Below are 21,244 nucleotides of genomic sequence, written 5' to 3' on the forward strand. Positions count from 1 at the left end.
CGCGGGCATCTGCCACGCGAGGCCGCGGCGCGGCCGCCGGGCTGAACCGGTGGTCACCGGCTGGCTTCGGAAGCCGGCCGGGGTTCCACGACGATGCGGTGGACCTCGCCGGCCCAGGGCACCCTCGTCTCCGAGGGCAGCCGATCGGTCTCGGCCACCTCCCGGACGATCTCGTCGATCCCGGTGACGACCCGCCCGCCGCCGTCCGGGTGCGGCGCCAGCCAGCCGTCGCCGATCACGTGCGGCGCGGGCGCCCGCACGATCGCCTCGGCGACCGCGGTGAACAACCCGGTCCGGGCCAGCGGCGCCAGCAGCGGCGTCCGGGGGTCGCGCCGGTGCTCGATCAGGTTCTCCAGCAAACCGGTTCGCCCGGGGACCCGCTGGAGCCCGGCCTGGCCGGACAGCCGCAGGCGGTCGGTCGGGTACTCCAGGACGGCGTCGCCGACCCGGATCTCCCCGGCGATGAAGACCGCCGACGCCAGCGTCACCCCCACGGTGATGCGGCGCCCGTCGTTCCCGGTGAGGCGCAGGAAGGTGGTGTCGTCGGTCTCGATCGGCCGGGTCCGGTAGCGCTCCAGCTCCATCCGTACCGGCCGGAACCCGGGGCCGCCCTCGTCGGCCAGCACCAGCGCCTGCATGAGGGCGTGCGCGAACGGGTTGACCAGCGCCCCGTCCAGCACCGGCCGGCCGTCCACGGCACGGCGCCCGGCCCAGGGCGCCCGCTCGTAGTAGGAGTCCGGGCGCCACCACGCCCCGGACACCCCGATCGGCCCGGCCGGGGCGGCCGCGCACAGTTCCGCGAGGGCCGCCGACCCGAGCGCCTGGAACCCGACCTGGCAGAGCCGCCCGCTCTCGGTCACGGCCGCCGCCAGCCGGTCGTGCTCGAACGACGACATCACCGGCGGCTTCTCCAGCAGCAGGTCGGCGCCGACCGCCAGCACGTCCAGCGCGATCGCCAGGTGGGTGTGCGGCGGAGTGCAGACGATCACGATCTCCGGCCGCTCCCCGGCGAGCAGCTCCCGGTGGTCGCGGTAGAACGGCACCCCGGGCAGCGGCGCGTCCGGGTGCGCCTCGACCGGCTGCCGGTCGCAGAGTCCGGCCACCTCGACGGTTCCGGCGTCGGACAACCGCTGCAACGTACGCCGGTGCGAGAGCCCGTGGCCCCCGGCGCCGATCAGCGCCACCCGGGTGGCCATCAGCCGAGCCCCTTCACCGTCGCCACGGCGCCGTGCCGGTCCAGCTCGCCGTACCACCGCAGCAGCTCGGCGCGCAGGACGTCGTCGCCGGCGAGCTCCGGACCGAAGACCGCGTCCAGGCCGAGCAGGGCGTCCACCACACCGGCCGGGGTGTCCGGCGCGGCGGCCAGCGCGTCCCGGATCGGCCCGGCCAGCGGGTCGTCCAGCGGCAGTTGGGCGCCGCTGTCGGCGGATCCCCGGACGAAACGCATCCAGGCGGCCACCATCAGCGCGCCCCAGACCGGCACGGCGCCGGCCCGGCGGCGTTCGGTGATGGTGTCGAGCAGCCGGTACGGCAGCTTCTGGGTGCCGTCCATCGCCACCTGGAGGTTGCGGTGGCCCAGCTCGCGGTTGGCGAACCGTTCCAGAACCGATTCGCCGTACCCGGTCACGGTGACCCCGGGCGGCGGCGCGATGGTCGGCGCGATGTCCTCGGCGATGAGCCGGCGCAGCAGCCCGGTCATCCCGGCCAGCTCCAGCGAGTCGGCGATGAACTCCCGGCCGGCCAGCGCGCCCAGGTAGGCGGCCGACGAGTGGACGCCGTTGAGGGCGCGCAGCTTCAGCGTCTCCCAGGGGGTGACGTCGCCGGTGAGGACCGCGCCCGCGGCCGCCCAGTCCGGCCGCCCGCCGGGGAAGTCGTCCTCGATCACCCATTGGGTGAACGGCTCGGCCACCACCGGCACGGCGTCGTCGGCGCCCAGCGCGGCGGCCGCCCGGCGGATGTGGTCCGCGCTGGTGGCGGGCACGATCCGGTCCACCATGGTGGACGGGAAGGCGACATCGGCGGGCAGCCCGGCGCCGGCCACCGCGAGCGCCTGCTCGACCAGGCCGCGGATCCGGGCGCCGTTGCGCTGCATGTTGTCGCAGCAGAGCACGGTGAGCGGGCCGCCGCCGGCCGCCTGCCGCCGGATCAGCCCGCGGGCCAGCAGCGCCGGCACGGTGACCGGCGGCGCCTGCCCGGTGAGCTGGGCGCGCAGGTCGTCGTCGAGCAGCAGCCGCCCGGCCGGGTCGAGCCGGTACGCCTTCTCGGTGACGGTCGTCGACACGATCCGGATGGCCGGGTCGGCGATCGCCGCGACCACCCCGTACGGGTCTCCGGCGGCGTGCCCGAGCCCGGCCAGGATGCCGATCGCGCGGGCCCGGTCCGCTCCCCCGCCGACGGTCAGCACGCTGTAGAGCCCGTCCTGCTCGCGGAGCTTCTCCAGGATGTCGCGGGAGCGCGGGGCGACGCCCAGGATCCCCCAGTCGCCACCCGACGCGGCGACCGCGTCCTCGGTGAAGACGGCCTGGTGGGCGCGGTGGAAGGCGCCCAGACCGAGGTGGACGATCCCGGCGCGGACGCTGCCGGGGCTGACGGCGGGACGGCTCGCCTCGGGCAGCGACGTGAGCGCCCCGCGGCCGAGGCGGTAGGTCACCGCCATGCCGGCCCGTCCGGGAAGCGGAACTCGGCGATCGACTCCGGCTTCATCTCGACGCTGTAGCCGGGCAGCCGCGGCAGGCGGTAGCGGCCGCCGGCCACGGTGACCGGGTCGGTGAAGTGCTCGTGCAGGTGGTCGACGTACTCGATCATGCGGCCGTCCAGCGACCGGCCCACCCGCAGGAAGTCGAAGATCGCCAGGTGCTGCACGTACTCGCAGAGGCCGACGCCGCCGGAGTGCGGGCAGACCGGCACCCCGAACTTGGCGGCCAGGAGCAGGATGGAGAGCACCTCGTTGACGCCGGCGACCCGGCAGGCGTCGACCTGGCAGACGCCGATCGCGCCGGCCTGCAACAGCTGCTTGAAGATCACCCGGTTGGCGGCGACCTCGCCGGTGGCGACCCGGACCGGCGCCACGGCACGGGCGATCCGGGCGTGGCCGAGGACGTCGTCGGCGTGGGTGGGCTCCTCGATCCAGTAGGGGTCGAAGGCCTTCAGCTCCGCCATCGCGGCGATCGCCTCGTCCACGTCCCAGACCTGGTTGGAGTCCATCATCAACAGCGCGCCCTCGGGCAGCTCGCCGCGGATGATGCCGGCCCGGCGGACGTCGTCCTCCAGCGGGCCGCCGGTCTTCATCTTGACCGCGCGCCAGCCGTCGGCCACCGCCTGTCGGGTCAGCTCGCGCACCTTGTCGTCGGGGTAGCCGAGCCAGCCGACGCTCGTGGTGTAGGCCGGGAAGCCGTCACGCTCCAGTTCCGCCAGGCGTTCGGCGTACCCGATGGTGCCTTTTTCCAGGATCTCGCGCGCCTCGCCGGGCGTGATCGCGTCGCTGATGTGCCGGAAGTCGATGGAGGCGACCAGCTCGTCGGCCGGCATCTCGGCGAGGTACCGCCACATCGGCTTGCCCGCGAGGCGGGCCCGCAGGTCCCAGACCGCGTTGACCAGCGCACCGGACGCCATGTGGATGACGCCCTTCTCCGGGCCGAGCCAGCGCAGCTGCACGTCCGCGGTGATGGACCGCCAGAAGCCGACCTGGTCGGCGGCGATCTCCTCGACGGTGCGGCCGGTGACGTGGTGGGCCAGTGCCTCGACGGCCGCGCAGGTGAGCTCGTTGCCGCGGCCGTTGGTGAAGGTCAGGCCGCTGCCGGTGACGCCCGCGTCGGTGGTGACCTCGACATAGGTGGCCGAGTAGTCACCCTTGTTGATCGCGTCGGAGCCGTCGCCGGCCGCCGCGGTCGGGAACCGGACGTCGTGGACGTCGACGCCGGTGATCCGCACTGTCATGAGTTCTTCTCCAGTCGGAAGACACGCTTCGGGAGGTGGTAGGCGAGGTCGGCGATGGTCTCGGCGGCCTCGTCGAGCGGGAGGCGGTGCTCGGCGACGAGCCGGGCCAGGAAGCCGGCGTCGATGCGGCGGGCCACGTCGTGCCGGGCCGGGATGGAGCAGAACGCCCGGGTGTCGTCGACGAATCCGGACGTGTTGTAGAAGCCGGCCGTCTCGGTGGCGGTCTCCCGGAACCGGCGCAGACCCTCCGGACTGTCCAGGAACCACCAGGGCGCGCCCAGGTAGAGGCTGGGGTAGCCGCCGGCGAGCGGGGCGAGCTCGCGGGTGAAGACGGTCTCGTCCAGCGTGTAGAGCACGATCCGCAGGCGGGGGTCGGTGCCGTACGCGTCGAGCAGCGGCTTGAGCGCGTGCACGTAGTCGGTGGCCGACGGGATGTCGCCGCCCACATCCCGGCCGTGCCGCTGGTAGAGCGCCTCGTTGTGGTTGCGGACCGAACCCGGGTGCAGCTGCATGACCAGGCCGTCGTCGAGGGACATCTTGGCGAACTCGACCAGCATGTGCGCCCGGAACGCCTCGGCGTCGGCCCCGGTTGCGCCGCCGCCGAGGGCCTTGCGGTAGAGGACGGCCGCGTCGGCGTCGCTGAGCAGCAGGGTGGCCGCGGTGAGGTGGCCGTGGTCCGAGCTGGTGGCGCCGGCCTCGATGAACGCGGCCCGGCGGCTGCGCAGCGCGTTCAGGAAGCCGGGGTAGGTGCCGACGTCGAGGCCGGTCAGCTCGCCGAGCTGGGCCACCCGCTCGGCCCAGCCGGGCCAGTCCGGGTCGACCAGGTTGTCGGGGCGGAACGTGGTGATCACCCGGCCGCCCGGGCCGCCCCAGCCGTCGGCGGCCAGTTTCGCGTGCGCGTGCAGTTCGTCGAGAGGGCTCTCGGTGGTGGCCAGCACCTCGATGTTGAACCGGGTGAACAGCGCCCGCGGCCGGAACTCGGGCTCGGCGAGCCGGGCGGACAGCTCGTCGTAGATCTCGTCGGCGTTCTGGCCGTTCAGCGGCTTGGTGAGGCCGAAGACGTCGGAGAGCACCTTCTCCGTCCAGAGCCGGGACGGGGTCCCGCGGAACAGCTTCCAGTTCTCCGCGAGCAGCCGCCAGATCGCCCGCCCGTCGGTCTCGACCGCCGACCCGTCGACGCTGGGCACGCCGAGCCGGGCCGGTGGAATGCCCTGGCTGGCCAGCATCCGGGTGACGTAGTGGTCGGGGACCACGAACAGCCGGGCCGGATCGGGAAAGGGCTGGTCGTCGGCGAGCAGCACCGGGTCGACATGCCCGTGCGGGCTGATCAGGGGCAGATCCTTGGCGTGCCGGTACAGCTCGCGGGCGATCTGCCGCTGGGTCGGCTCGGCGGGGAAGAGATGGTTCTCGTCGATCACTCGTTGTCCTCAAGATCTAGGAGGTCTTGCACGCGTATGGCCTGCCCCTGGGCCAGGGACTCGTTGGCGGCCAGGCCGGTGAGCAGGGCGCGGGCGCCGTCGACGGCGCCGGCCGTCCGCCCGAGCGGGTCCGCCGGCGCGTCCGGCCGGATCAGGTCGGCGAGCATCCGCACGTCCGCGCCGCCGTGCCCGTGCCGGGACAGCCCGTCCACCACGACCTCCCGGGGCGGCGCCCAGAACGGCCGGACCAGCAGCCGCTTGAAGCCCTTCTCGGCGGACGACTCGGCGCCCGGCTCGCCCTTGACGCCGGCCGCGGCCCCGGGTGAGACGTGGTCGCTCTCCACGACCTCCAGCTCCAGGCGGCCCCGGCTGCCGTTGAACATCACCCGGTAACCCTCCCAGGGCGCGTACGCCGTGAGGTGGTAGCTCATCGACGCGCCGCGGGTGTAGCGGACCAGCACGGCCATGTCGTCCTCGATGGTCACCCCGGGCGCGAAGACGTTGCGGTCCCGGATGTAGCCGTCGTTGCCCTCGGCTTCGAGGTAGAGCTCGCGCATGGTCGGCTCGTCGGCCATCCGCAGCGCGAACGGGTCCCCGGCGGCGGTCGCCGCGCCGTGCGCCCGGTCGTAGTCCCGGGCGTACCCGTGGCGGCGTCCCTGCTCGCCGTAGAAGAACAGCCGGCCGGCCGCGAAGACCTGCTCGGGCCCGTCGTCGAGCCACCAGTTGACCAGGTCGAAGTGGTGGCCGGCCTTGTGCACCAACAGGCCGCCGGAGTTGGCCTTGTCGCGGTGCCAGCGGCGGAAGTAGTCGGCGCCGTGCCGGACGTCGAGCAACCACTCGAAGTGGACCGAGCCGACCTCGCCGATCTCGCCGGACGAGATCACCCGCTTCACCGCCTCGTGCAGCGGGTTGTAGCGGTAGTTGAAGGTGACCCGGACGTCGCGCCCGGTGCGCCGCTGGGCGTCCAGGATGCGACGGCAACCGGCGACGTCGACGGTCATCGGCTTCTCGGTGATCGCGTCGCAGCCGGCGTCGAGCGCCGCCGCGACGTAGTGGTCGTGGTAGCGGTCCACGGTCGCGACCAGCACGACGTCGACGCGCTCACGCTTGAGCATCTCGGTGAAGTCCGCCGCGTCGTACACCGGGACGGGCTCGGCGAGCCGCTTGTTGTGGGCGGCCATCCGCGCCCGGTTGGTGTCGGCCATCGCGACCAGCTCGGCCACGTCCGCGTGGTCGCCGGTGATCGCGCGGAGGAACATTCCGGCCCGGGAGCCGGCGCCCACGAGGGCGTACCGGCGGCGGGAAGAGAGGGGCATTCCGTCGCCTCCATTCGGCAAACGTTTGCAACAGCTTAGGGAACAGACCACGACCAAAGTCAATGCATGGCCAGCATTTGTCCATATATGACCTGACTGAGCCATGGCCCGGCAACAAGATCGACATCGAAGGGCGTTGACATGACAGCAACCGTTTGCATTAATGGCTGTCACCTAGAGACCCGGGTCACATCCGGGCCGTCATCAAGGGAGGCACCGTGGCTGTGACGATCCGGGACGTCGCAAGGGCGTCCGGCGTGCACATCTCCACGGTGTCGCGCACGTTCTCCGCACCGCACCTGGTCAATCCCGAGACCCGTTCCCGGGTCCTGGCCACCGCGGAGCAGCTCGGCTACCGCCCCAACCGGGCGGCCCGGGCACTGATCACCGGACGTACCCACAACATCGGCCTGATCGTGGCCGATATCGCGAACCCGTTCTTCCCGCCTCTGATCAAGGCGGCCGAGACCCACGCCCGGCGGCGGGACTACCACGTCTTCGTCGCCGACACCGACGAGGATCCGATCGTCGAGTCCGACCTGGTGCAGGCACTGGCCAAGCAGGTCGACGGGATCCTGCTGTGCAGTCCCCGGATGAGCGACGACCAGATAGAACAGTTGCGCCGCGAGGTGCCCCTGGTCGTCGTCAACCGCATGATCACCGGCTTGCCCGCGGTGGTCATGGACGTGGGACAGGGCGCCCGGGAAGCCGTGCGCCACCTGCTCGGCCTGGGCCACCGCCACCTGGTCTATCTGGCCGGGCCGCGGGGCTCGTGGACCAACCGGGAGATCCGCCGGGCCGCCGGGGCCACCACCCGTTCGGCCGGCGCGGACCTCACCGTCCTCGGCCCGAACCAGCCGGTCGAGGAGGCCGGGGCGGCCGCCGCCGAGGCGGTGCTCGCCACCGGCGCCACCGCGGTGCTGGCCTACAACGACCTGATGGCGATCGGCCTGCTCCAGGCGTTGCAGGACCGCGGTGTGGACGTCCCCGGGCAGGTCAGCATCGTCGGGATCGACGACATCGCGTACAGCGGGCTGGTGCGACCACGGCTCACCACCGTGGCCAACCCGACCGCCGCCGCCGGCCGCACCGCCGTCGACATGCTGCTCCAGCAGGGCGACGACGGGGCGACCGGGCAGGTCACCCTCCGGACCGACTTGATCATTCGCAACTCCACCGGCCCGGGGCCGTACGCCCCGGCCGTCGCGATCGCCGCTGAGGTTGCCGCACACGTCAAGGAGTGACGAACCCCCATGACCGCATCCCACCCCCTTCCCCGGCGCCGCCTGCTCCGCGGCCTGGTCGCCGGCATGCTGGCCCTTCCCCTCGCCCTCGGCGCCTGTGGCGGCGAGGAGTCCAGCGACGACGGCAAGGTCGAGCTGAGCTTCTTCTGGTGGGGCGCCGAGGCCCGCGCCCAGCTCACCGAGCAGGCCCTCGCCCTCTACACGACCAAACACCCCGAGGTCACGTTCAAGAAGACCTGGCAGGCCAACCAGGGCTACTTCGACAAGCTGGCCACGCTCACCGCCGGCAACGACGCGCCGGACATCTTCCAGATCGACGACAACTACCTGGCCGAGTACGCGACCCGCAACGTCACGCAGGACCTCACCGAGTACCAGAAGTCCGGGAAGATCGACACCTCGAAGTTCCCGCAGGGTCTCGTCACGTACGCCACCGTGGACGGCAAGCTGGCCGGCCTGCCGATCGGTGAGAACACCCAGGGCCTGGTCTTCAACAAGACCAAGCTGGAGGCCGCCAAGGTGCCGCTGCCCACCACCGGGCAGACCTGGGAGGAGCACATCGCCTGGGCCAAGGACGCCGCCGCGAAGACCGGTGTCGCCGGCACCCAGGACCCGAGCGCCGACTACAAGGCGTTCTGGGTGTGGCTGCGCCAGAACGGCAAGGAGTTCTACAACGGCAGCCAGCTCGGCTTCACCCAGGCCGACGTGCAGGCCTGGTTCGAGCTGTGGAAGGGCGCCCGGGACGCCAAGGCCACCCCGACGCCGGACGTGATCCACGAGGGCAACGCCACCGACGTCAGCAAGCAGCTGGTCGTCACCGGCAAGGCGCTCACCTCCTGGGTGTGGGCCAACCAGATGCCCGAGCTCCAGAAGAACACCAAGGACGCGCTGGAGGTCATCGCGTACCCGGGTGACGCCAGCAAGCAGTGGCCGCGCGCCTCGATGTACTTCTCCGTCTACAAGGGCAGCGAGCACAAGGACGTCGCCGCCGACGTGCTGAACTTCCTGGCCAACGACCCGGAGGCCGGCAAGATCCTCGGCACCGACCGCGGCATCCCGGCGAACACCGAGATCCGCGCCCAGGTCGCCGCGACGACCGAGAACCCGTCGATGAAGCAGACCATCGCGGTCGTTCAGGAGCTGGCGAAGAACTTCGGCCCGGCGCCCGCCGTGCCGCCGAAGGGCCACAGCACGGTCCGCTCCGAGCTGATCAAGGCCGCGGAGGAGGCCCAGTACGGGCGCGCCACCCCGGCCAAGGCCGCCGAGCAGTTCTTCGCCGCCGCCCAGGCCGCGATCAGCCGGTGAGTCCCATGGCAACAACGGCACGGCCCTCGCCGACCGCGCCGACGACCGGTCCCGCCGCTTCCCAGCGGCGGGGCCGGCCCGCCAAGCGCAGGAACGACGGCGTCGCCGGCTACGTCTTCCTCTCCCCCTGGCTGCTCGGGCTGCTCACCATCACGGCCGTCCCGATGCTGATGTCGCTCTACCTCAGCTTCACCAACTACGACGTCCTCTCCGACTGGGAGTCGATGAAGTGGGTGGGGCTGGACAACTACCGCACCATGTTCACCGAGGACCCGTCCTTCTGGCACGCGGTCCGGGTCACCCTGGTCTTCGCGCTGGTGGCCACCCCGCTCAAACTGGCCGCCGCGCTCGGTGTGGCGATGCTGCTGAACAAGTCGTTCAAGGGCGCCGGCCTGTTCCGTGGCCTGTTCTACCTGCCCTCCCTGCTGGGCGGCAGCGTGGCGCTGGCCATCGTCTGGGTCAACATGTTCAACCGGGACGGCGCGTTCAACTCCTTCCTCGGCTGGTTCGGCATCGAGGGCAAGGCGTGGGTGAACGACCCGGACTTCGCGCTCGGCACGCTGATCCTGCTGGCCGTGTGGCAGTTCGGCGCCCCGATGGTGATCTTCCTGGCCGGTCTCAAGCAGGTCCCCGTCGAGCTGTACGAGGCGGCCTCGGTGGACGGCGCCAACCCGTGGCGCAAGTTCCTCAGCATCACGCTCCCGATGCTGTCACCGGTGATCTTCTTCAACCTGGTGCTCGAGACGATCAACGGCTTCCAGGGCTTCACCTCGGCGTTCGTGCTCAGCAACGGCACCGGCGGCCCGGTCGACTCGACCCTCATGTACACGCTGCACCTCTACATCAAGGGCTGGAACGAATACCAGATGGGCTACGCCTCGGCGATGGCCTGGGTCTTCCTGCTCGCGATCGGCCTGGTCACCGCCCTCGTCTTCCGGACCGGCAGGTTCTGGGTGCACTACTCGGACGGAGAAGACTGATGACCCTCCAGCGCCTGGCCCGGCCGTTGACGCTGGTCCTGCTCTCGGCGGTGGTGCTCTACCCGCTGGTGTGGATGCTCGGCAGCTCGTTCAAGAGCCCGTCCGAGGTCCTGAACAACGTGGCGGTGCTGCCCGAGGAGTGGACGCCGAGCAACTACACCGACGGCTGGAGCAACTTCGACGTCAGCTTCGGGCGGTTCTTCCTCAACAGCGCGCTCGTGGCGGGCCTCACGGTGGTCGCCAACTGCATCTCGTGCCTGCTGGCGGCGTACGCCTTCGCCCGTTTGAAGTTCCGGCTGCGCGGCTTCTGGTTCGCCATCATGATCGGGACGCTGCTGCTGCCCGGCCACGTGCTGATCGTGCCGCAGTTCGTCATGTTCAAGACGTTCGGCTGGGTGGGCGGCGACTGGCCGTACGCGCCGCTGATCGTCCCGCAGCTGCTGGCCACCGAGGCGTTCTTCGTCTTCCTGATGGTCCAGTTCATGCGGGGTGTGCCCCGTGACCTGGACGAGGCCGCCACGATCGACGGCTGCTCCCCGTACGGTGTCTTCCGGCACGTGATCCTGCCGCTGTCCCGGCCGGCCCTGGTGTCCACCGCGATCTTCTCGTTCATCTGGACGTGGAACGACTTCTTCCGCCAGCTGGTCTACCTGTCCGACCTGGAGAAGTACACCGCCCCGGTGGCGCTGACCCTGTTCATCGACTCCAGCGGCCAGTCCTCGGTCGGCCCGATGTTCGCCATGTCGGTGCTGTCGCTGGCCCCCGTCTTCCTGTTCTTCGTGGCCTTCCAGCGGATGCTCGTCGAGGGCATCAACACGTCAGGCCTCAAGGGATGACGACGCCCGCCGCCACCGGCCCGCTCGCCTCTCCGGCGGGCGGGCCGGGCGCCCCGCTCCCCACCACGACCGGTGAACCCAGCGCCCCGCTCCCCACCACGACCGGTGAACCCAGCGCCCCGCTCCCCACCACGACCGGTGAACCCAGCGCCCCGCTCCCCACCACGACCGGTGAACCCAGCGCCCCGCTCCCCACCACGACCGGTGAACCCAGCGCCCCGCTCGCCATGACGGCCGGTGGGCCGGGCGGCCCGAACTGGCCGCAGGAGGACGAGCCGGAGATCCGTCCGGACTGGCGCGAACGGTTCGCGCTCGGCGCCGATCTCGCGCTGATCGGCATCGGGGTGACGGTCGCGGCACTGCCGGTCCTGACCCTGCCGGCGGCGCTGGCGGCCGGTTCGACGGCGGTCCGGCACCGCTACCACGCCGGTTCGCTGCCGGCGTTCCGGCCGTTGCTGCGACAGTTCCGCCGCACCCTGCTGCCCGGTGTCCCGGTCGTACTGGTGGCCGCGCTGCTGCTGGTCGACCTGGTGGCGCTGAGCCGCGGCTGGGTACCCGGCGGCACCCCGATGCTGGTGATCACCGCGGCCGTCGTCAGCTGGCTGGCCGGGGTCGCCACGCTCACCCTGGTGGCCGGCGGCCGTGATCCGTCTCAGTCGTGGAAGGCCGCGATCGGCTGGGCGTGGGGGCAGGCGGTGAGCCGGCCGTGGTCGGCGCTCGCCCCGGCGCTGGCCGGCGTGCTCGCCTTCTTCCTGGCCCTCTCGGTCCCGGCGACGATCCCGCTGGTGGTGGGCTTCCACCTGTTCGCCGCCCACGTCCTGAGCGACCGCCTGGCCCCCGCGGAGTAATACCGCCGCACCAGCGACGATCACTCACCGCATCCCGCGCCCACACCCCCGCAATCTTGGACGCCTTACGACCGCCGACGGCGGCAAAGCGTCCAAGATCAACGAAGGTCAGCGCGCGCAGCACCACCCCACCCACGCCTCCACGATCTTGGACGACCGCTCACCGCCCCACCCAGACCCTCGCAATCTTGAACGACCGCTCACCGCCCAGCCCAGACCTCCGCGATCTTGAACGCCTTACGACCGCTGTCGGTGGCAAAACGTCCAACAACGCGGAAGGTCAGCGCACGAAGCACCGCCCTCATCCACGCCTCCGCAATCCTGGACGCCTGACGACCGCCGGCGGCGGCAAAACGTCCAAGAACGCGGAAGGTCAGCGCACGAAGCACCGCCCTCATCCACGCCTCCGCAATCTTGGACGCCTGACGACCGCCGGCGGTGGCAAAACGTCCAAGAACGCGGAAGGTCAGCGCACGAAGCACCGCCCTCATCCACGCCTCCGCAATCCTGGACGCCTGACGACCGCCGGCGGTGGCAAAACGTCCAAGAACGCGGAAGGTCAGCGCACGAAGCACCGCCCTCATCCGCGCCTCCGCAATCCTGGACGCCTTACGACCGCCGGCGGTGGCAAAACGTCCAAGAACGCGGAAGGTTGGCGCACGAAGCACCGCCCTCATCCGCGCCTCCGCAATCCTGGACGCCTTACGACCGCCGGCGGTGGCAAAACGTCCAAGAACGCGGAAGGTTGGCGCGTGGCGCGCGTGGCGCGCCACGCGCGTGGGTCAGCGCGGTGGGGGGCCATAGGCGGGTGGCCAGATGCCAGGCGCCGAGGAACAGGAGCACCAGCAGGCCGGTGAGCACGACCGTGACCGGCCCGCGGAGCGGCCGGGCTGGCCGGACACGATCTGGCTGGAGCGACGGCCAGCCCGGTAACGGCCGAAGCGCTCCGGTCCGGTCCAGAGCCACGGCGGCGCGGTCATGACGGGAGCGGCAGCGCGAGCAGGAGGAAGCCGCGGCGCGGTCAGGAGCCGCGGCGGTGTTCGAAGATCAGGTAGGTCTCGGTGCCGGCGACCAGGCGGGTGCCGCTGAGCCGCTCGGTGATGATCGAGCGGAGGTCGTCGACGTCGGCGCAGGCGACGTGCAGCAGGAAGTCGTACGACCCGGAGACGAAGTAGACGTCGCGGACCGCCGGGATGCCGGCCAGCGACTCGGCGAAGCGGCCGATCTCCTCGCGGGCGTCGGATCGGATCCGCACGGCGATCATGGCCTGGATCGGGCGGCCGATCCAGGCGGGGTCGACGTCGGCGTGGAAGCCGCGGACCGCGCCGATCTCGCGCAGCCGGCGGATCCGGGTGAGGCAGGTCGACGGGGCGATGCCGACCCGTTCGGCGAGCGCGTTGTTGGGCATCCGGCCGTCGGACTCCAGGAGGCTCAGCAACTCCAGGTCGATGTGATCGAGGCCTCGAACATCCTTCGGCAGATCGGTCACCCGAGACCGCCGCATCGAAGGATCTGCCCATGGACGTAAGCGTTCAGAATCTTCTTCGCTCGTGTTGCCCCCGGGCTGCACATCGTTCCACTCTATCGCCATCGGGAGTTGATGGCGGAAGGAACCCCATGCACATCGGTGTGCCTGCAGAGGTCAAGAACCACGAGTACCGGGTGGCGATCACCCCGGCCGGTGTCGTGGAGGCGGTACGACACGGGCACGAGGTGTCGGTCCAGGCCGGCGCCGGCGTGGGATCCGCCATCAGCGACGCCGACTTCGAGGCGGCGGGCGCCCGGATCCTCGCGGACGCGGACGCGGTGTGGGGCACCGCCGACATGATCCTCAAGGTGAAGGAGCCGATCGCCGAGGAGTACCACCGGCTACGCGCCGGGCAGGTCCTCTTCACCTATCTGCACCTGGCGGCCGACGCCGAGGGCACCAAGGCACTGCTGAACAGCGGGACCACCGCGATCGCGTACGAGACGGTGCAGCTCGCCGACGGGTCGCTGCCGCTGCTCGCGCCGATGTCCGAGGTGGCCGGCCGGCTCGCGCCGCAGGTGGGCGCGTACAGCCTGATGCGCAACAGCGGCGGCCGGGGTGTGCTGCCGGGCGGTGTCCCGGGGGTCGCGCCCGCGAAGGTGACGGTGATCGGCGGCGGTGTCTCCGGCGTGAACGCGGCGACCATCGCCCTCGGCCTGGGCGCCGACGTCACCGTGCTGGACCTGAGCATCCCGCGGCTGCGGCAGATCGACGACCGGTTCGGCGGCCGGGTGAAGACCCTGGTGTCCAGCTCGTACGCGATCGAGCAGTCGGTCCTGGACGCCGACATGGTGATCGGCGCGGTGCTGGTGCCCGGTGCGAAGGCCCCCACCCTGGTCAGCAACGCGCTGGTGAAGCGGATGAAGCCCGGCTCGGTGCTGGTCGACATCGCGATCGACCAGGGCGGCTGCTTCGAGGACTCGCGGCCCACCACCCACCAGGACCCGGTCTACCGGGTGCACGAGTCGGTCTTCTACTGCGTCGCCAACATGCCGGGCGCGGTGCCGAACACCTCGACCTACGCGCTCACCAACGCCACCCTGCCGTACGTCCTGCGCCTGGCCGACCTGGGCTGGCGCGACGCGCTGCGGGCCGACCCGGCGCTCGCGCTGGGCCTGAACGTGCACGCCGGCGTCCTCACCAACGACCTGGTCGGCTCGGCCCTCGGGCTCCCCACCGAGCGGATCGAAACGATCCTGGCCTGACCGGGCGGCTAGCGCCGCACGGTCCGGCCCGGGCGGCTAGCGCCGCACGGTCCGGCCCGGGCGGCTGGCGCCGCACGGGCCACTGTGGGCACGGTTTGGTTTGGGCGGCTGGCGCCGCACGGGCCACCGGGTTCGGCGGGTGACCACCCACTCACGCCCGGCGGGCGCGGCACGGTCTGGACCGGTGATCAGCTCGCGGGGAGCGGCGGGGGCTTTTGGTAGGCGTACCGGACAAAGGTTTGAAGCTCTGTTGCCTCAGGCGGCCGTGTGCAGGGCGCGCTCGTGTTCGGGGTCGAGTGCGGTGGCCGGCCGGCCCTCCGGGCGGCGGATGTCGACCAGCTCGACGTGGTCCTCGGGCCGGATCCGGGCGGGCAGTTCGCCGAAGCGCCGGCGCCGTTCGGTGGCGGTCTCCTCGGTCATGCCCCGATCATGCGCCGTCGTGTGCGGATCGCGCCATCCCGCTTTTAATTTAGGAAACCTTACTTTATATTTCTGTCACATCCATCAATCGACATCCGTCATTGGAGGGAGTGGCATGCGCAAGTTTCTGGCCCTGCTCGCCGTCGCCGCCCTGGGGACCGCGGGCTCGATACTGGTCGCCTCACCGGCGGCCGCGCACGGATATGTCTCGTCACCGCCCAGCCGGCAGGCCCTCTGCGCGCAGGGGCGGGTCTCCTGCGGGCAGATCAAGTACGAGCCGCAGAGCGTCGAGGGCCCCAAGGGCCTACGGAACTGTCACGGCAACAACGCCGTCTTCGCCGAGCTCAACGACGACAGCAAGGGCTGGCCGGCCACCAACGTCGGCACCTCGCAGACGTTCACCTGGATCAACACGGCCCGGCACGCGACGACGAGCTGGGAGTACTTCATCGGCGGCACGCGGGTCGGGTACTTCGCCGGCAACAGCCAACAGCCGCCGGCGACGCTGTCGCACACCGTCAACCTGAGCGGGTTCTCGGGACGGCAGAAGGTCCTCGCCGTCTGGACGATCGCCGACACCGCCAACGCGTTCTACTCGTGCATCGACGTCAACATCGGCGGCACCGGCGGGGGCGGCACCACTCCCCCGCCGACCGGATGCTCGGCGGCGGCGTGGAGCAGCAGCGCGGTCTACGTGGGCGGCAACCTGGTGTCGCACAACGGGCGTACCTGGCGGGCCAAGTGGTGGACGCAGGGCGAGACGCCCGGATCCGCCGACGTGTGGGCGGACCAGGGCGCCTGCTGAGGGTTTCGGGGAGCCGCACGCGGCTCCCCGAAGATCAGAACGCGGCCAGCACCGAACCCTGGTACTTGTCCTCGATGAACTTCTTCACCTCGGCGGAGTGCAGCAGCTTCTCCAGCTTCACGACCCGCGCGTCGGTCTCGTCACCGGCGCGGACCACGACCAGGTTGGCGTACGGGTTGTCGTCGCCGGCCTCCAGCACGAGCGCGTCGGTGGCCGGCTTGAGCCCGGTCTCGATCGCGTAGTTGCCGTTGATCACCGAGATCGCGGTGTCCTCCAGGCTGCGCGGCAGCTGCGCGGCCTCGAGCGCCTTGAACTGGAGGTTCTTCGGGTTGGCGGTGATGTCCTTCTCGGTCGCCTTGACGCCGACGCCGTCCTTCAGGGTGATCAGGCCGTTCTTGGCGAGCAGGGCGAGGGCGCGGCCCGAGTTCGACGGGTCGTTCGGGATGCCCACGACGCCGCCGGAGGGCACCTCGGCCAGGGTCTTCACGGTCTTGGAGTAGACGCCGAGCGGCTCGATGTGCACCGGCTTGAGCGCGGTGAACTTGTAGCCCTTCGACGCGACCTCCTCCTCCAGGTACGGGATGTGCTGGAAGTAGTTGGCGTCCAGCTGCTTCTCGCTGAGCGCCACGTTGGGCTGGATGTAGTCGTTGAACTCGACGATCTCGATCTTCAGGCCCTCGGCGGCGGCCAGGTTCTCGGAGACGTACTTGAGGATCTCGCCGTGCGGGACCGGGCTGACGCCGACCTTGAGGGTGTCCTTGTCCGCGCTGTCGGAGGAGTCGGACGAGCCGCACGCGGCCAGGCCCAGGGTGAGGGTGGCGGCGGCCAGGACGGCGGCGAAGGAGCGGCGGCGCATGATGAGCCTTTCATTTCGATGGGCGTTGAAGGAATTGAGACGGACCCCGGCCCGGGTCACGGCCGGGGGGTGTTCAGCGGTGTGACAGCCTGCGGACGAGCAGGTCACCGAGCATCTGGACGAGCTGGACGAGGATCACCAGGGCCACCACGGTCGCGATCATCACTTCGGTCTCGAAGCGCTGGTAGCCGTACCGGATGGCGAGGTCGCCGAGACCGCCGCCGCCGACCACCCCGGCCATCGCCGAGTAGCCGACCAGCGCGATCACCGTGATGGTCAGGCCCGCGACCAGGGCCGGAAGGGCCTCGCGGAGCAGCACCTTGCCGACGATCTGGGTGCGGGTGGCGCCCATCGCGGTGGCCGCGGCGACCACGTCCGGCGGCACCTCGCGCAGCGCCGACTCGACGATCCGGGCGAAGAACGGGATGGCGCCGATGGTCAGCGGGACGATCGCCGCGTCGGTGCCGATCGTGGTGCCGACGACCATGCGGGTGAACGGGATGACCGCGACCAGCAGGATGATGAACGGCAGCGACCGGCCGACGTTCACGATCAGGCCGAGGACGGCGTTGAGCGGCCGCATCGGCAGCAGGCCGCCGGGGCCGGTGAGCACCAGCAGCACCCCGACGAGCAGACCGCCGACGGCGGTGAGCAGCGCCGACACGCCGACCATCCAGGCCGTCTCGCGCACCCCGACGTCGAGCAGCTCGTAGATCTCCGACCAGGTCATGCCGCCACCTCCGCTTCGCTCCGGCGTCGCCACGACCTCAGCACTGAGCCCGATGATTCGCTCGCAAGCTCGCTCATGCCGCCACACCCCGTTTGCGCAGGTAGTCGAGGGCCTCGCGGTTGTCGTCGGGGGCGCCCGGCAGGGCGAGACGCCAGCGCCCGGCGCGCGTCGCGGCGAGCGTTTCCACGGAACCACCCAGGATGCGTACGTCGAGAGCGAACCGCCGGGCCAGTTCCGCGATGATCGGCTCGTCGGCCTCGGCACCGCTCACCGTGATGTCGACGATCGTCTCCCCGGCCGTGCCGGTCACCGGCTCCAGCGGGAACAGGTCGCGGGCCAGCTCCGACTCCGGCCGCCGCAGCAGGTCGGTGATGGCGCCGGATTCGGTGAACCGCCCGTCCCGCATCACCGCGGCCGACGTGCAGATCCGCTTCACCACGGTCATCTCGTGGGTGATCAGCAGGATGGTGAGGCCGAGCCGGCGGTTCAGGTCGAGCAGCAGCCGCAGGATCGAGTCGGTGGTCTCCGGGTCGAGCGCCGAGGTGGCCTCGTCGGAGAGCAGCACCCGGGGCCGCGCGGCGAGCGCGCGGGCGATGCCGACCCGCTGTTTCTGGCCACCGGACAGCTGGGCCGGGTACGCGTCCGCGCGCTCGCTGAGACCGACCAGTTCGAGCAGCTCGGCGACCCGGGCCTTGCGCTCGGCCCGCGGGGTGCCGGTCACCTCCAGGGCGAACGCGACGTTACCGGCCACGGTGCGTGAGGAGAGCAGCGCGAAGTGCTGGTGGATCATCCCGATCCCGTGGCGGGCGGTCCGCAGCCGCTTGCCGCGCAGACCGGTCAGCTCGACGCCGTCGACCGTGACCGTGCCGGCGTCCGGCCGCTCCAGCATGTTGACGCAGCGCAGCAGGGTGCTCTTGCCCGCGCCGCTGCGACCCAGGACACCGAAGACCTCGCCCTCACCGACAGTGAGGTCAACCCCGTCGACAGCCCGCACCGAGCCATTCCTGGAGCGGTACGTCTTACGAAGACCGCCGATTTCGATCACGTTGAACACCCTGCTCAGCAGTTGTGACGAGCGTCGCAATGCCTACTGAACAAGTAGGTCTTTGCGTCCGTCAAAGCTAGCCGGAGTCACCGCCGGAAACCACCTCCTGTAACGACCCTCACGAGAGATGTCACTTTCCGGCGCGGGACTCGTGGACCAGGATCGCCACCTGCACCCGGTTCGCGCAGCCGAGCTTGTCGAGCAGCCGGGAGACGTACGCCTTCACGGTCGGCACGCTCATGTGCAGCTCCGCGCCGATCTCCGCGTTGGAGCGCCCGGTCGCCACCGCGTCGGCCACCTCCCGCTCCCGCTCGGTGAGCCGGTCGAGCACCGCCGACGCCCGGCTGCCGCGGCCGCCGTCGCTCTCCGGGTCACGGGCCACCGCGTACCCGATCAGGCGCGGCACCACCGACGGCGCCAGGATCGACTCACCGGCGGCCGCCCGCCGCACCGCGTCCAGGATCTCGGTCGGCGCGATGTCCTTCAGCAGGAAGCCGTTGGCCCCCAGGCGCAGCGCCCCGAGCAGGTTCTCGTCGGTGTCGAAGGTGGTCAGCACCACGATCGCCGGGGCCGGGCCGTACCGGCGCAGCTCGGCGGTCGCGGCCAGGCCGTCCGTCCGGGGCATCCGCACGTCCATCAGCACCACGTCCGGCCGCAGGCGCCGGGCCAGCTCGACCGCCTCGGCGCCGTCGCCCGCCTCACCGACGATCTGGATCTCCGGCGCCGCGCCCAGCACCAGCGACAGGCCCACCCGCACCAGCGGGTCGTCATCGGCGATCAGCACCCGGATCAGCTCGGCCACGGCAACCACGCCTCCAGATCGAAACTCAGGCCCGCGCCCGGGTGGGTGCGGACACCGTGCGACAGCCGCCCGTGCAGCAGCTCCACCCGTTCGGCCAGCCCGACCAGCCCGGCGCCCGCCCCCGGAACCACGCTGCGCGCGATGCCCGGCAACGGGTTGGAGATCAACAGATGCAGCTCACCCTCACCGGTGCTCTCCAACAGCAGGCGTACGGACGTGCCGGGCGCGTGCTTGCCCGCGTTCGTGAGGCCCTCCTGGATCAGCCGGTACAGGGTCCGCCCCAGTGAGGCGCTGATCGGCAGTCCGTCCAGGTGGTTGACGGTGCTCACCCGTACCCCCGCCCGGTCGGCGTCGGCGAGGAGATCGCCCAGGTCTCGCAGGTCGGGTTGCGGCCGGAGGCCGTCGCCGTCGCCGTCGCCGGCCCGCAGCACGCCGAGGATCTCGCGCAGGTCCTCGAGGGCCTGGTGGGCGCTGTCCCGGATGGTGGCGGCCGCCTTCGCCACCTCCTCCGGGGTCAGGTCGGGACGGATCTGGAGGGCACCCGCGTGCAGGCTGACCATCGAGATCCGGTGGGCGAGCGCGTCGTGCATCTCCCGGGCGATCCGTTCCCGTTCCAGCGAACGCAGGCGGTCGGCCCGCAGCCGCGTCTCCTCCTCGGCGCGGGCCGCCCGCTCCCGCAGCGACGCGATCAGCTCCCGCCGCGCCCGCGCCGCCAGCCCGATCGCGACCGTGGCGGCGGTGATCGCGACAGTGAGCGCGACGGCGACCACCGCCGGCACGGCCGGGTCCGGATTGAGCCACGTGAAGAGCAGCCCGGTCACCAGGCTGAGCGCGGTGACCAGCACCGTCGGCCGCCCGCGCCGCAACGTGACGACCGTGAAGAGGGCGATCAACGAGGCCACGCCGGCGCCTTCGGCGACCACCGAGACGAGGTTGAGGAAGACCGCCACCGCCACCGGCCACCGGTGCCGCCACCAGAGCGCCTGGGCGAGGACGCACCCGGCCACCAGATGCAGGAACACCTGCTCGTCGGTCAACCCGCGGCTGGCCTGGGCCTCGCCGAGCACGAACGCCGCACCGAGATAGGCGGACAGCACGGCCGCCACGTCCCAGACGCGCTGCCTGTTCCGCTCCTTCCGCTCCGCCTCGGTCGCGGGTGTCATGAGCGCACCAGCGGGCGCCAGAGCTGGTGGGCGCCGTCGTCACGGACCGCGTAACCCAGCTTCTCCAATGAGCCGCGCAGCTCGGCGGCCTCCTTCGCGGCCTTCTTGCGCAGCGCGACGGAACGGGCCGACAGCACCGCCTCGACGGCCACCGGCAGCTGACCGCTCTCCGGAACCCACCGCTGGTAGAGGCCGGCGAACGGGTCCTCGGCCCGCCAGGGGTAGCCGTGCTCGCGGAAGACCCGCTCCAGCACGTCCTGTTCGGCCTGCGGGTCGCCGTGGAACACCCGCCGCGACTCCCGGTCCAGGATCACCAGGGCGGCGTCGTCCACGAACAGGGCCCCGATCTCCGAACGGGCGACGACGGCCTCGCTCTCCCCGGTCCGCAGCCGCACCTCCTCGGCGCCGACCGTGACCCGGACGGTGCCGCGCACCAGCTCCACGCTGGCCAGCGCGCCCACCACCGCGAAGATCGCGGCCTGCACGACGGCCTTCCACCAGGTGTCGACCGAGGCGGCCACCCGCCACACCACACCGAGGACCGGGAAGCCCACGTCGACCAGCCATCGGGCGGCCACCGGCAGCGCGAACCCGATCAGCACGCCGAGCGTGGCCGGCCCGAACACCACCAGGACGCGGGCCACCGGCGAGAACGTCAGCACCGTCCCGTCCTGCCGTGACGCATCGCCGCCGCTCATGTCCCCGACCACCCGGTTCCCCTGCCCGGCCTTGCGGTGACCACGCTATTTCGGGCCGTCCAGGCGAACCAGTCGTCCGAAGTCGGCCGGTTCTGACTTTGGTATATCC

General features: G+C 71.3%; 21 protein-coding genes. 7 read left to right on the forward strand and 14 right to left on the reverse strand.

Annotated elements, in window-relative coordinates; translation table 11 throughout:
- Window positions 1-53: 53 nt before the first annotated feature.
- The 5 genes from BJ964_RS44465 to BJ964_RS44485 are packed head-to-tail and all read right to left on the reverse strand — an operon-like array spanning window position 54 to window position 6,670.
- The gene (locus BJ964_RS44465; RefSeq protein ID WP_188126278.1) at window positions 54-1,196 is read right to left on the reverse strand and encodes a Gfo/Idh/MocA family protein; all 1,143 of its coding nucleotides are present in this window, start codon (window positions 1,194-1,196) and stop codon (window positions 54-56) included.
- Entirely contained in the window at window positions 1,196-2,656 is a 1,461-nt protein-coding gene (locus BJ964_RS44470) for a mannitol dehydrogenase family protein (RefSeq protein WP_188126279.1), read from the reverse strand. The genes BJ964_RS44465 and BJ964_RS44470 overlap by 1 nt, the downstream gene beginning before the upstream one ends.
- Window positions 2,647-3,936 carry an enolase C-terminal domain-like protein gene (locus tag BJ964_RS44475; protein ID WP_188126280.1) on the reverse strand — a complete coding sequence of 430 codons (1,290 nt, stop codon included), beginning with the start codon at window positions 3,934-3,936 and terminating at the stop codon, window positions 2,647-2,649. The genes BJ964_RS44470 and BJ964_RS44475 overlap by 10 nt, the downstream gene beginning before the upstream one ends.
- A complete protein-coding gene (gene uxaC, locus BJ964_RS44480) occupies window positions 3,933-5,354 on the reverse strand; it encodes a glucuronate isomerase (RefSeq protein WP_188126281.1) in 1,422 nt (473 codons plus the stop codon). The genes BJ964_RS44475 and uxaC overlap by 4 nt, the downstream gene beginning before the upstream one ends.
- Window positions 5,351-6,670 (reverse strand): Gfo/Idh/MocA family protein, encoded by a 1,320-nt coding sequence (locus BJ964_RS44485; protein ID WP_188126282.1) that lies wholly within the window; start codon window positions 6,668-6,670, stop codon window positions 5,351-5,353. Before BJ964_RS44485 ends, uxaC begins: the two co-directional genes overlap by 4 nt.
- A gap of 218 nt (window positions 6,671-6,888) precedes the next feature.
- On the opposite strand from BJ964_RS44485, the gene BJ964_RS44490 reads away from it, so the two are divergent.
- Genes BJ964_RS44490 through BJ964_RS44510 form a run of 5 tightly spaced genes read left to right on the forward strand, consistent with a single transcriptional unit; the run spans window position 6,889 to window position 11,883 of the window.
- Complete coding sequence (locus BJ964_RS44490; protein ID WP_188126283.1) at window positions 6,889-7,914, forward strand: LacI family DNA-binding transcriptional regulator; 1,026 nt, start codon at window positions 6,889-6,891, stop codon at window positions 7,912-7,914.
- 9 nt (window positions 7,915-7,923) lie between these two features.
- The gene (locus BJ964_RS44495; RefSeq protein WP_188126284.1) at window positions 7,924-9,219 is read left to right on the forward strand and encodes an ABC transporter substrate-binding protein; all 1,296 of its coding nucleotides are present in this window, start codon (window positions 7,924-7,926) and stop codon (window positions 9,217-9,219) included.
- Between the two features lie 5 nt (window positions 9,220-9,224).
- Window positions 9,225-10,199 (forward strand): carbohydrate ABC transporter permease, encoded by a 975-nt coding sequence (locus BJ964_RS44500; RefSeq protein ID WP_188126285.1) that lies wholly within the window; start codon window positions 9,225-9,227, stop codon window positions 10,197-10,199.
- Window positions 10,199-11,035: a carbohydrate ABC transporter permease gene (locus BJ964_RS44505; protein WP_188126286.1), complete on the forward strand. Its 837-nt coding sequence runs from the start codon at window positions 10,199-10,201 to the stop codon at window positions 11,033-11,035. Before BJ964_RS44500 ends, BJ964_RS44505 begins: the two co-directional genes overlap by 1 nt.
- Complete coding sequence (locus BJ964_RS44510) at window positions 11,032-11,883, forward strand: hypothetical protein (protein ID WP_262479435.1); 852 nt, start codon at window positions 11,032-11,034, stop codon at window positions 11,881-11,883. Before BJ964_RS44505 ends, BJ964_RS44510 begins: the two co-directional genes overlap by 4 nt.
- Window positions 11,884-12,083: 200 nt before the next feature.
- Here the strand turns inward: BJ964_RS44510 and BJ964_RS44515 are convergent, their stop codons facing one another.
- On the reverse strand, window positions 12,084-12,560 hold the full coding sequence (locus tag BJ964_RS44515) for a hypothetical protein (protein WP_188126287.1): 477 nt from the start codon (window positions 12,558-12,560) through the stop codon (window positions 12,084-12,086).
- 344 nt (window positions 12,561-12,904) lie between these two features.
- Window positions 12,905-13,372: an Lrp/AsnC family transcriptional regulator gene (locus tag BJ964_RS44520; RefSeq protein WP_188126288.1), complete on the reverse strand. Its 468-nt coding sequence runs from the start codon at window positions 13,370-13,372 to the stop codon at window positions 12,905-12,907.
- A gap of 128 nt (window positions 13,373-13,500) precedes the next feature.
- On the opposite strand from BJ964_RS44520, the gene ald reads away from it, so the two are divergent.
- Window positions 13,501-14,616, forward strand: coding sequence for an alanine dehydrogenase (ald, locus tag BJ964_RS44525; protein WP_188126289.1), 1,116 nt, complete (start codon window positions 13,501-13,503; stop codon window positions 14,614-14,616).
- Between the two features lie 255 nt (window positions 14,617-14,871).
- On the opposite strand, the gene BJ964_RS44530 is transcribed toward ald, so the two are convergent.
- Window positions 14,872-15,036 carry a hypothetical protein gene (locus BJ964_RS44530; protein WP_188126290.1) on the reverse strand — a complete coding sequence of 55 codons (165 nt, stop codon included), beginning with the start codon at window positions 15,034-15,036 and terminating at the stop codon, window positions 14,872-14,874.
- Window positions 15,037-15,151: 115 nt separating this feature from the next.
- Here BJ964_RS44530 and BJ964_RS44535 point away from each other — a divergent pair, with 115 nt between their 5' ends.
- On the forward strand, window positions 15,152-15,841 hold the full coding sequence (locus BJ964_RS44535) for a lytic polysaccharide monooxygenase (protein ID WP_188126291.1): 690 nt from the start codon (window positions 15,152-15,154) through the stop codon (window positions 15,839-15,841).
- Between the two features lie 34 nt (window positions 15,842-15,875).
- Here BJ964_RS44535 and BJ964_RS44540 read toward each other — a convergent pair whose 3' ends face one another.
- The 6 genes from BJ964_RS44540 to BJ964_RS44565 form a co-directional block, all read right to left on the reverse strand.
- Complete coding sequence (locus tag BJ964_RS44540; protein ID WP_188126292.1) at window positions 15,876-16,697, reverse strand: MetQ/NlpA family ABC transporter substrate-binding protein; 822 nt, start codon at window positions 16,695-16,697, stop codon at window positions 15,876-15,878.
- A gap of 73 nt (window positions 16,698-16,770) precedes the next feature.
- A complete protein-coding gene (locus tag BJ964_RS44545; RefSeq protein ID WP_188126293.1) occupies window positions 16,771-17,427 on the reverse strand; it encodes a methionine ABC transporter permease in 657 nt (218 codons plus the stop codon).
- 73 nt (window positions 17,428-17,500) lie between these two features.
- A complete protein-coding gene (locus tag BJ964_RS44550; protein ID WP_188126294.1) occupies window positions 17,501-18,472 on the reverse strand; it encodes a methionine ABC transporter ATP-binding protein in 972 nt (323 codons plus the stop codon).
- Between the two features lie 130 nt (window positions 18,473-18,602).
- The gene (locus BJ964_RS44555) at window positions 18,603-19,283 is read right to left on the reverse strand and encodes a response regulator (protein WP_407650829.1); all 681 of its coding nucleotides are present in this window, start codon (window positions 19,281-19,283) and stop codon (window positions 18,603-18,605) included.
- On the reverse strand, window positions 19,262-20,437 hold the full coding sequence (locus tag BJ964_RS44560) for a sensor histidine kinase (protein WP_188126296.1): 1,176 nt from the start codon (window positions 20,435-20,437) through the stop codon (window positions 19,262-19,264). Before BJ964_RS44560 ends, BJ964_RS44555 begins: the two co-directional genes overlap by 22 nt.
- Window positions 20,434-21,135 carry a YqeB family protein gene (locus tag BJ964_RS44565; protein WP_188126297.1) on the reverse strand — a complete coding sequence of 234 codons (702 nt, stop codon included), beginning with the start codon at window positions 21,133-21,135 and terminating at the stop codon, window positions 20,434-20,436. Before BJ964_RS44565 ends, BJ964_RS44560 begins: the two co-directional genes overlap by 4 nt.
- Between the last annotated feature and the right edge of the window lie 109 nt (window positions 21,136-21,244).

Source organism: Actinoplanes lobatus, from assembly GCF_014205215.1.
Taxonomy (GTDB): Bacteria; Actinomycetota; Actinomycetes; order Mycobacteriales; family Micromonosporaceae; genus Actinoplanes; species Actinoplanes lobatus.

Coding starts and splice junctions, on each gene's coding strand:
- BJ964_RS44470 (WP_188126279.1), bottom strand. CDS start 2,656: ATGGCGGTGACCTACCGCCTCGGCCGCGGGGCGCTCACGTCGCTGCCC.
- BJ964_RS44545 (WP_188126293.1), bottom strand. CDS start 17,427: ATGACCTGGTCGGAGATCTACGAGCTGCTCGACGTCGGGGTGCGCGAG.
- BJ964_RS44505 (WP_188126286.1), top strand. CDS start 10,199: ATGACCCTCCAGCGCCTGGCCCGGCCGTTGACGCTGGTCCTGCTCTCG.
- BJ964_RS44475 (WP_188126280.1), bottom strand. CDS start 3,936: ATGACAGTGCGGATCACCGGCGTCGACGTCCACGACGTCCGGTTCCCG.
- BJ964_RS44530 (WP_188126290.1), bottom strand. CDS start 15,036: ATGACCGAGGAGACCGCCACCGAACGGCGCCGGCGCTTCGGCGAACTG.
- BJ964_RS44465 (WP_188126278.1), bottom strand. CDS start 1,196: ATGGCCACCCGGGTGGCGCTGATCGGCGCCGGGGGCCACGGGCTCTCG.
- BJ964_RS44485 (WP_188126282.1), bottom strand. CDS start 6,670: ATGCCCCTCTCTTCCCGCCGCCGGTACGCCCTCGTGGGCGCCGGCTCC.
- ald (WP_188126289.1), top strand. CDS start 13,501: ATGCACATCGGTGTGCCTGCAGAGGTCAAGAACCACGAGTACCGGGTG.
- BJ964_RS44515 (WP_188126287.1), bottom strand. CDS start 12,560: ATGAGGGCGGTGCTTCGTGCGCCAACCTTCCGCGTTCTTGGACGTTTT.
- BJ964_RS44495 (WP_188126284.1), top strand. CDS start 7,924: ATGACCGCATCCCACCCCCTTCCCCGGCGCCGCCTGCTCCGCGGCCTG.
- BJ964_RS44560 (WP_188126296.1), bottom strand. CDS start 20,437: ATGACACCCGCGACCGAGGCGGAGCGGAAGGAGCGGAACAGGCAGCGC.
- BJ964_RS44565 (WP_188126297.1), bottom strand. CDS start 21,135: ATGAGCGGCGGCGATGCGTCACGGCAGGACGGGACGGTGCTGACGTTC.
- BJ964_RS44540 (WP_188126292.1), bottom strand. CDS start 16,697: ATGCGCCGCCGCTCCTTCGCCGCCGTCCTGGCCGCCGCCACCCTCACC.
- BJ964_RS44500 (WP_188126285.1), top strand. CDS start 9,225: ATGGCAACAACGGCACGGCCCTCGCCGACCGCGCCGACGACCGGTCCC.
- BJ964_RS44510 (WP_262479435.1), top strand. CDS start 11,032: ATGACGACGCCCGCCGCCACCGGCCCGCTCGCCTCTCCGGCGGGCGGG.
- BJ964_RS44535 (WP_188126291.1), top strand. CDS start 15,152: ATGCGCAAGTTTCTGGCCCTGCTCGCCGTCGCCGCCCTGGGGACCGCG.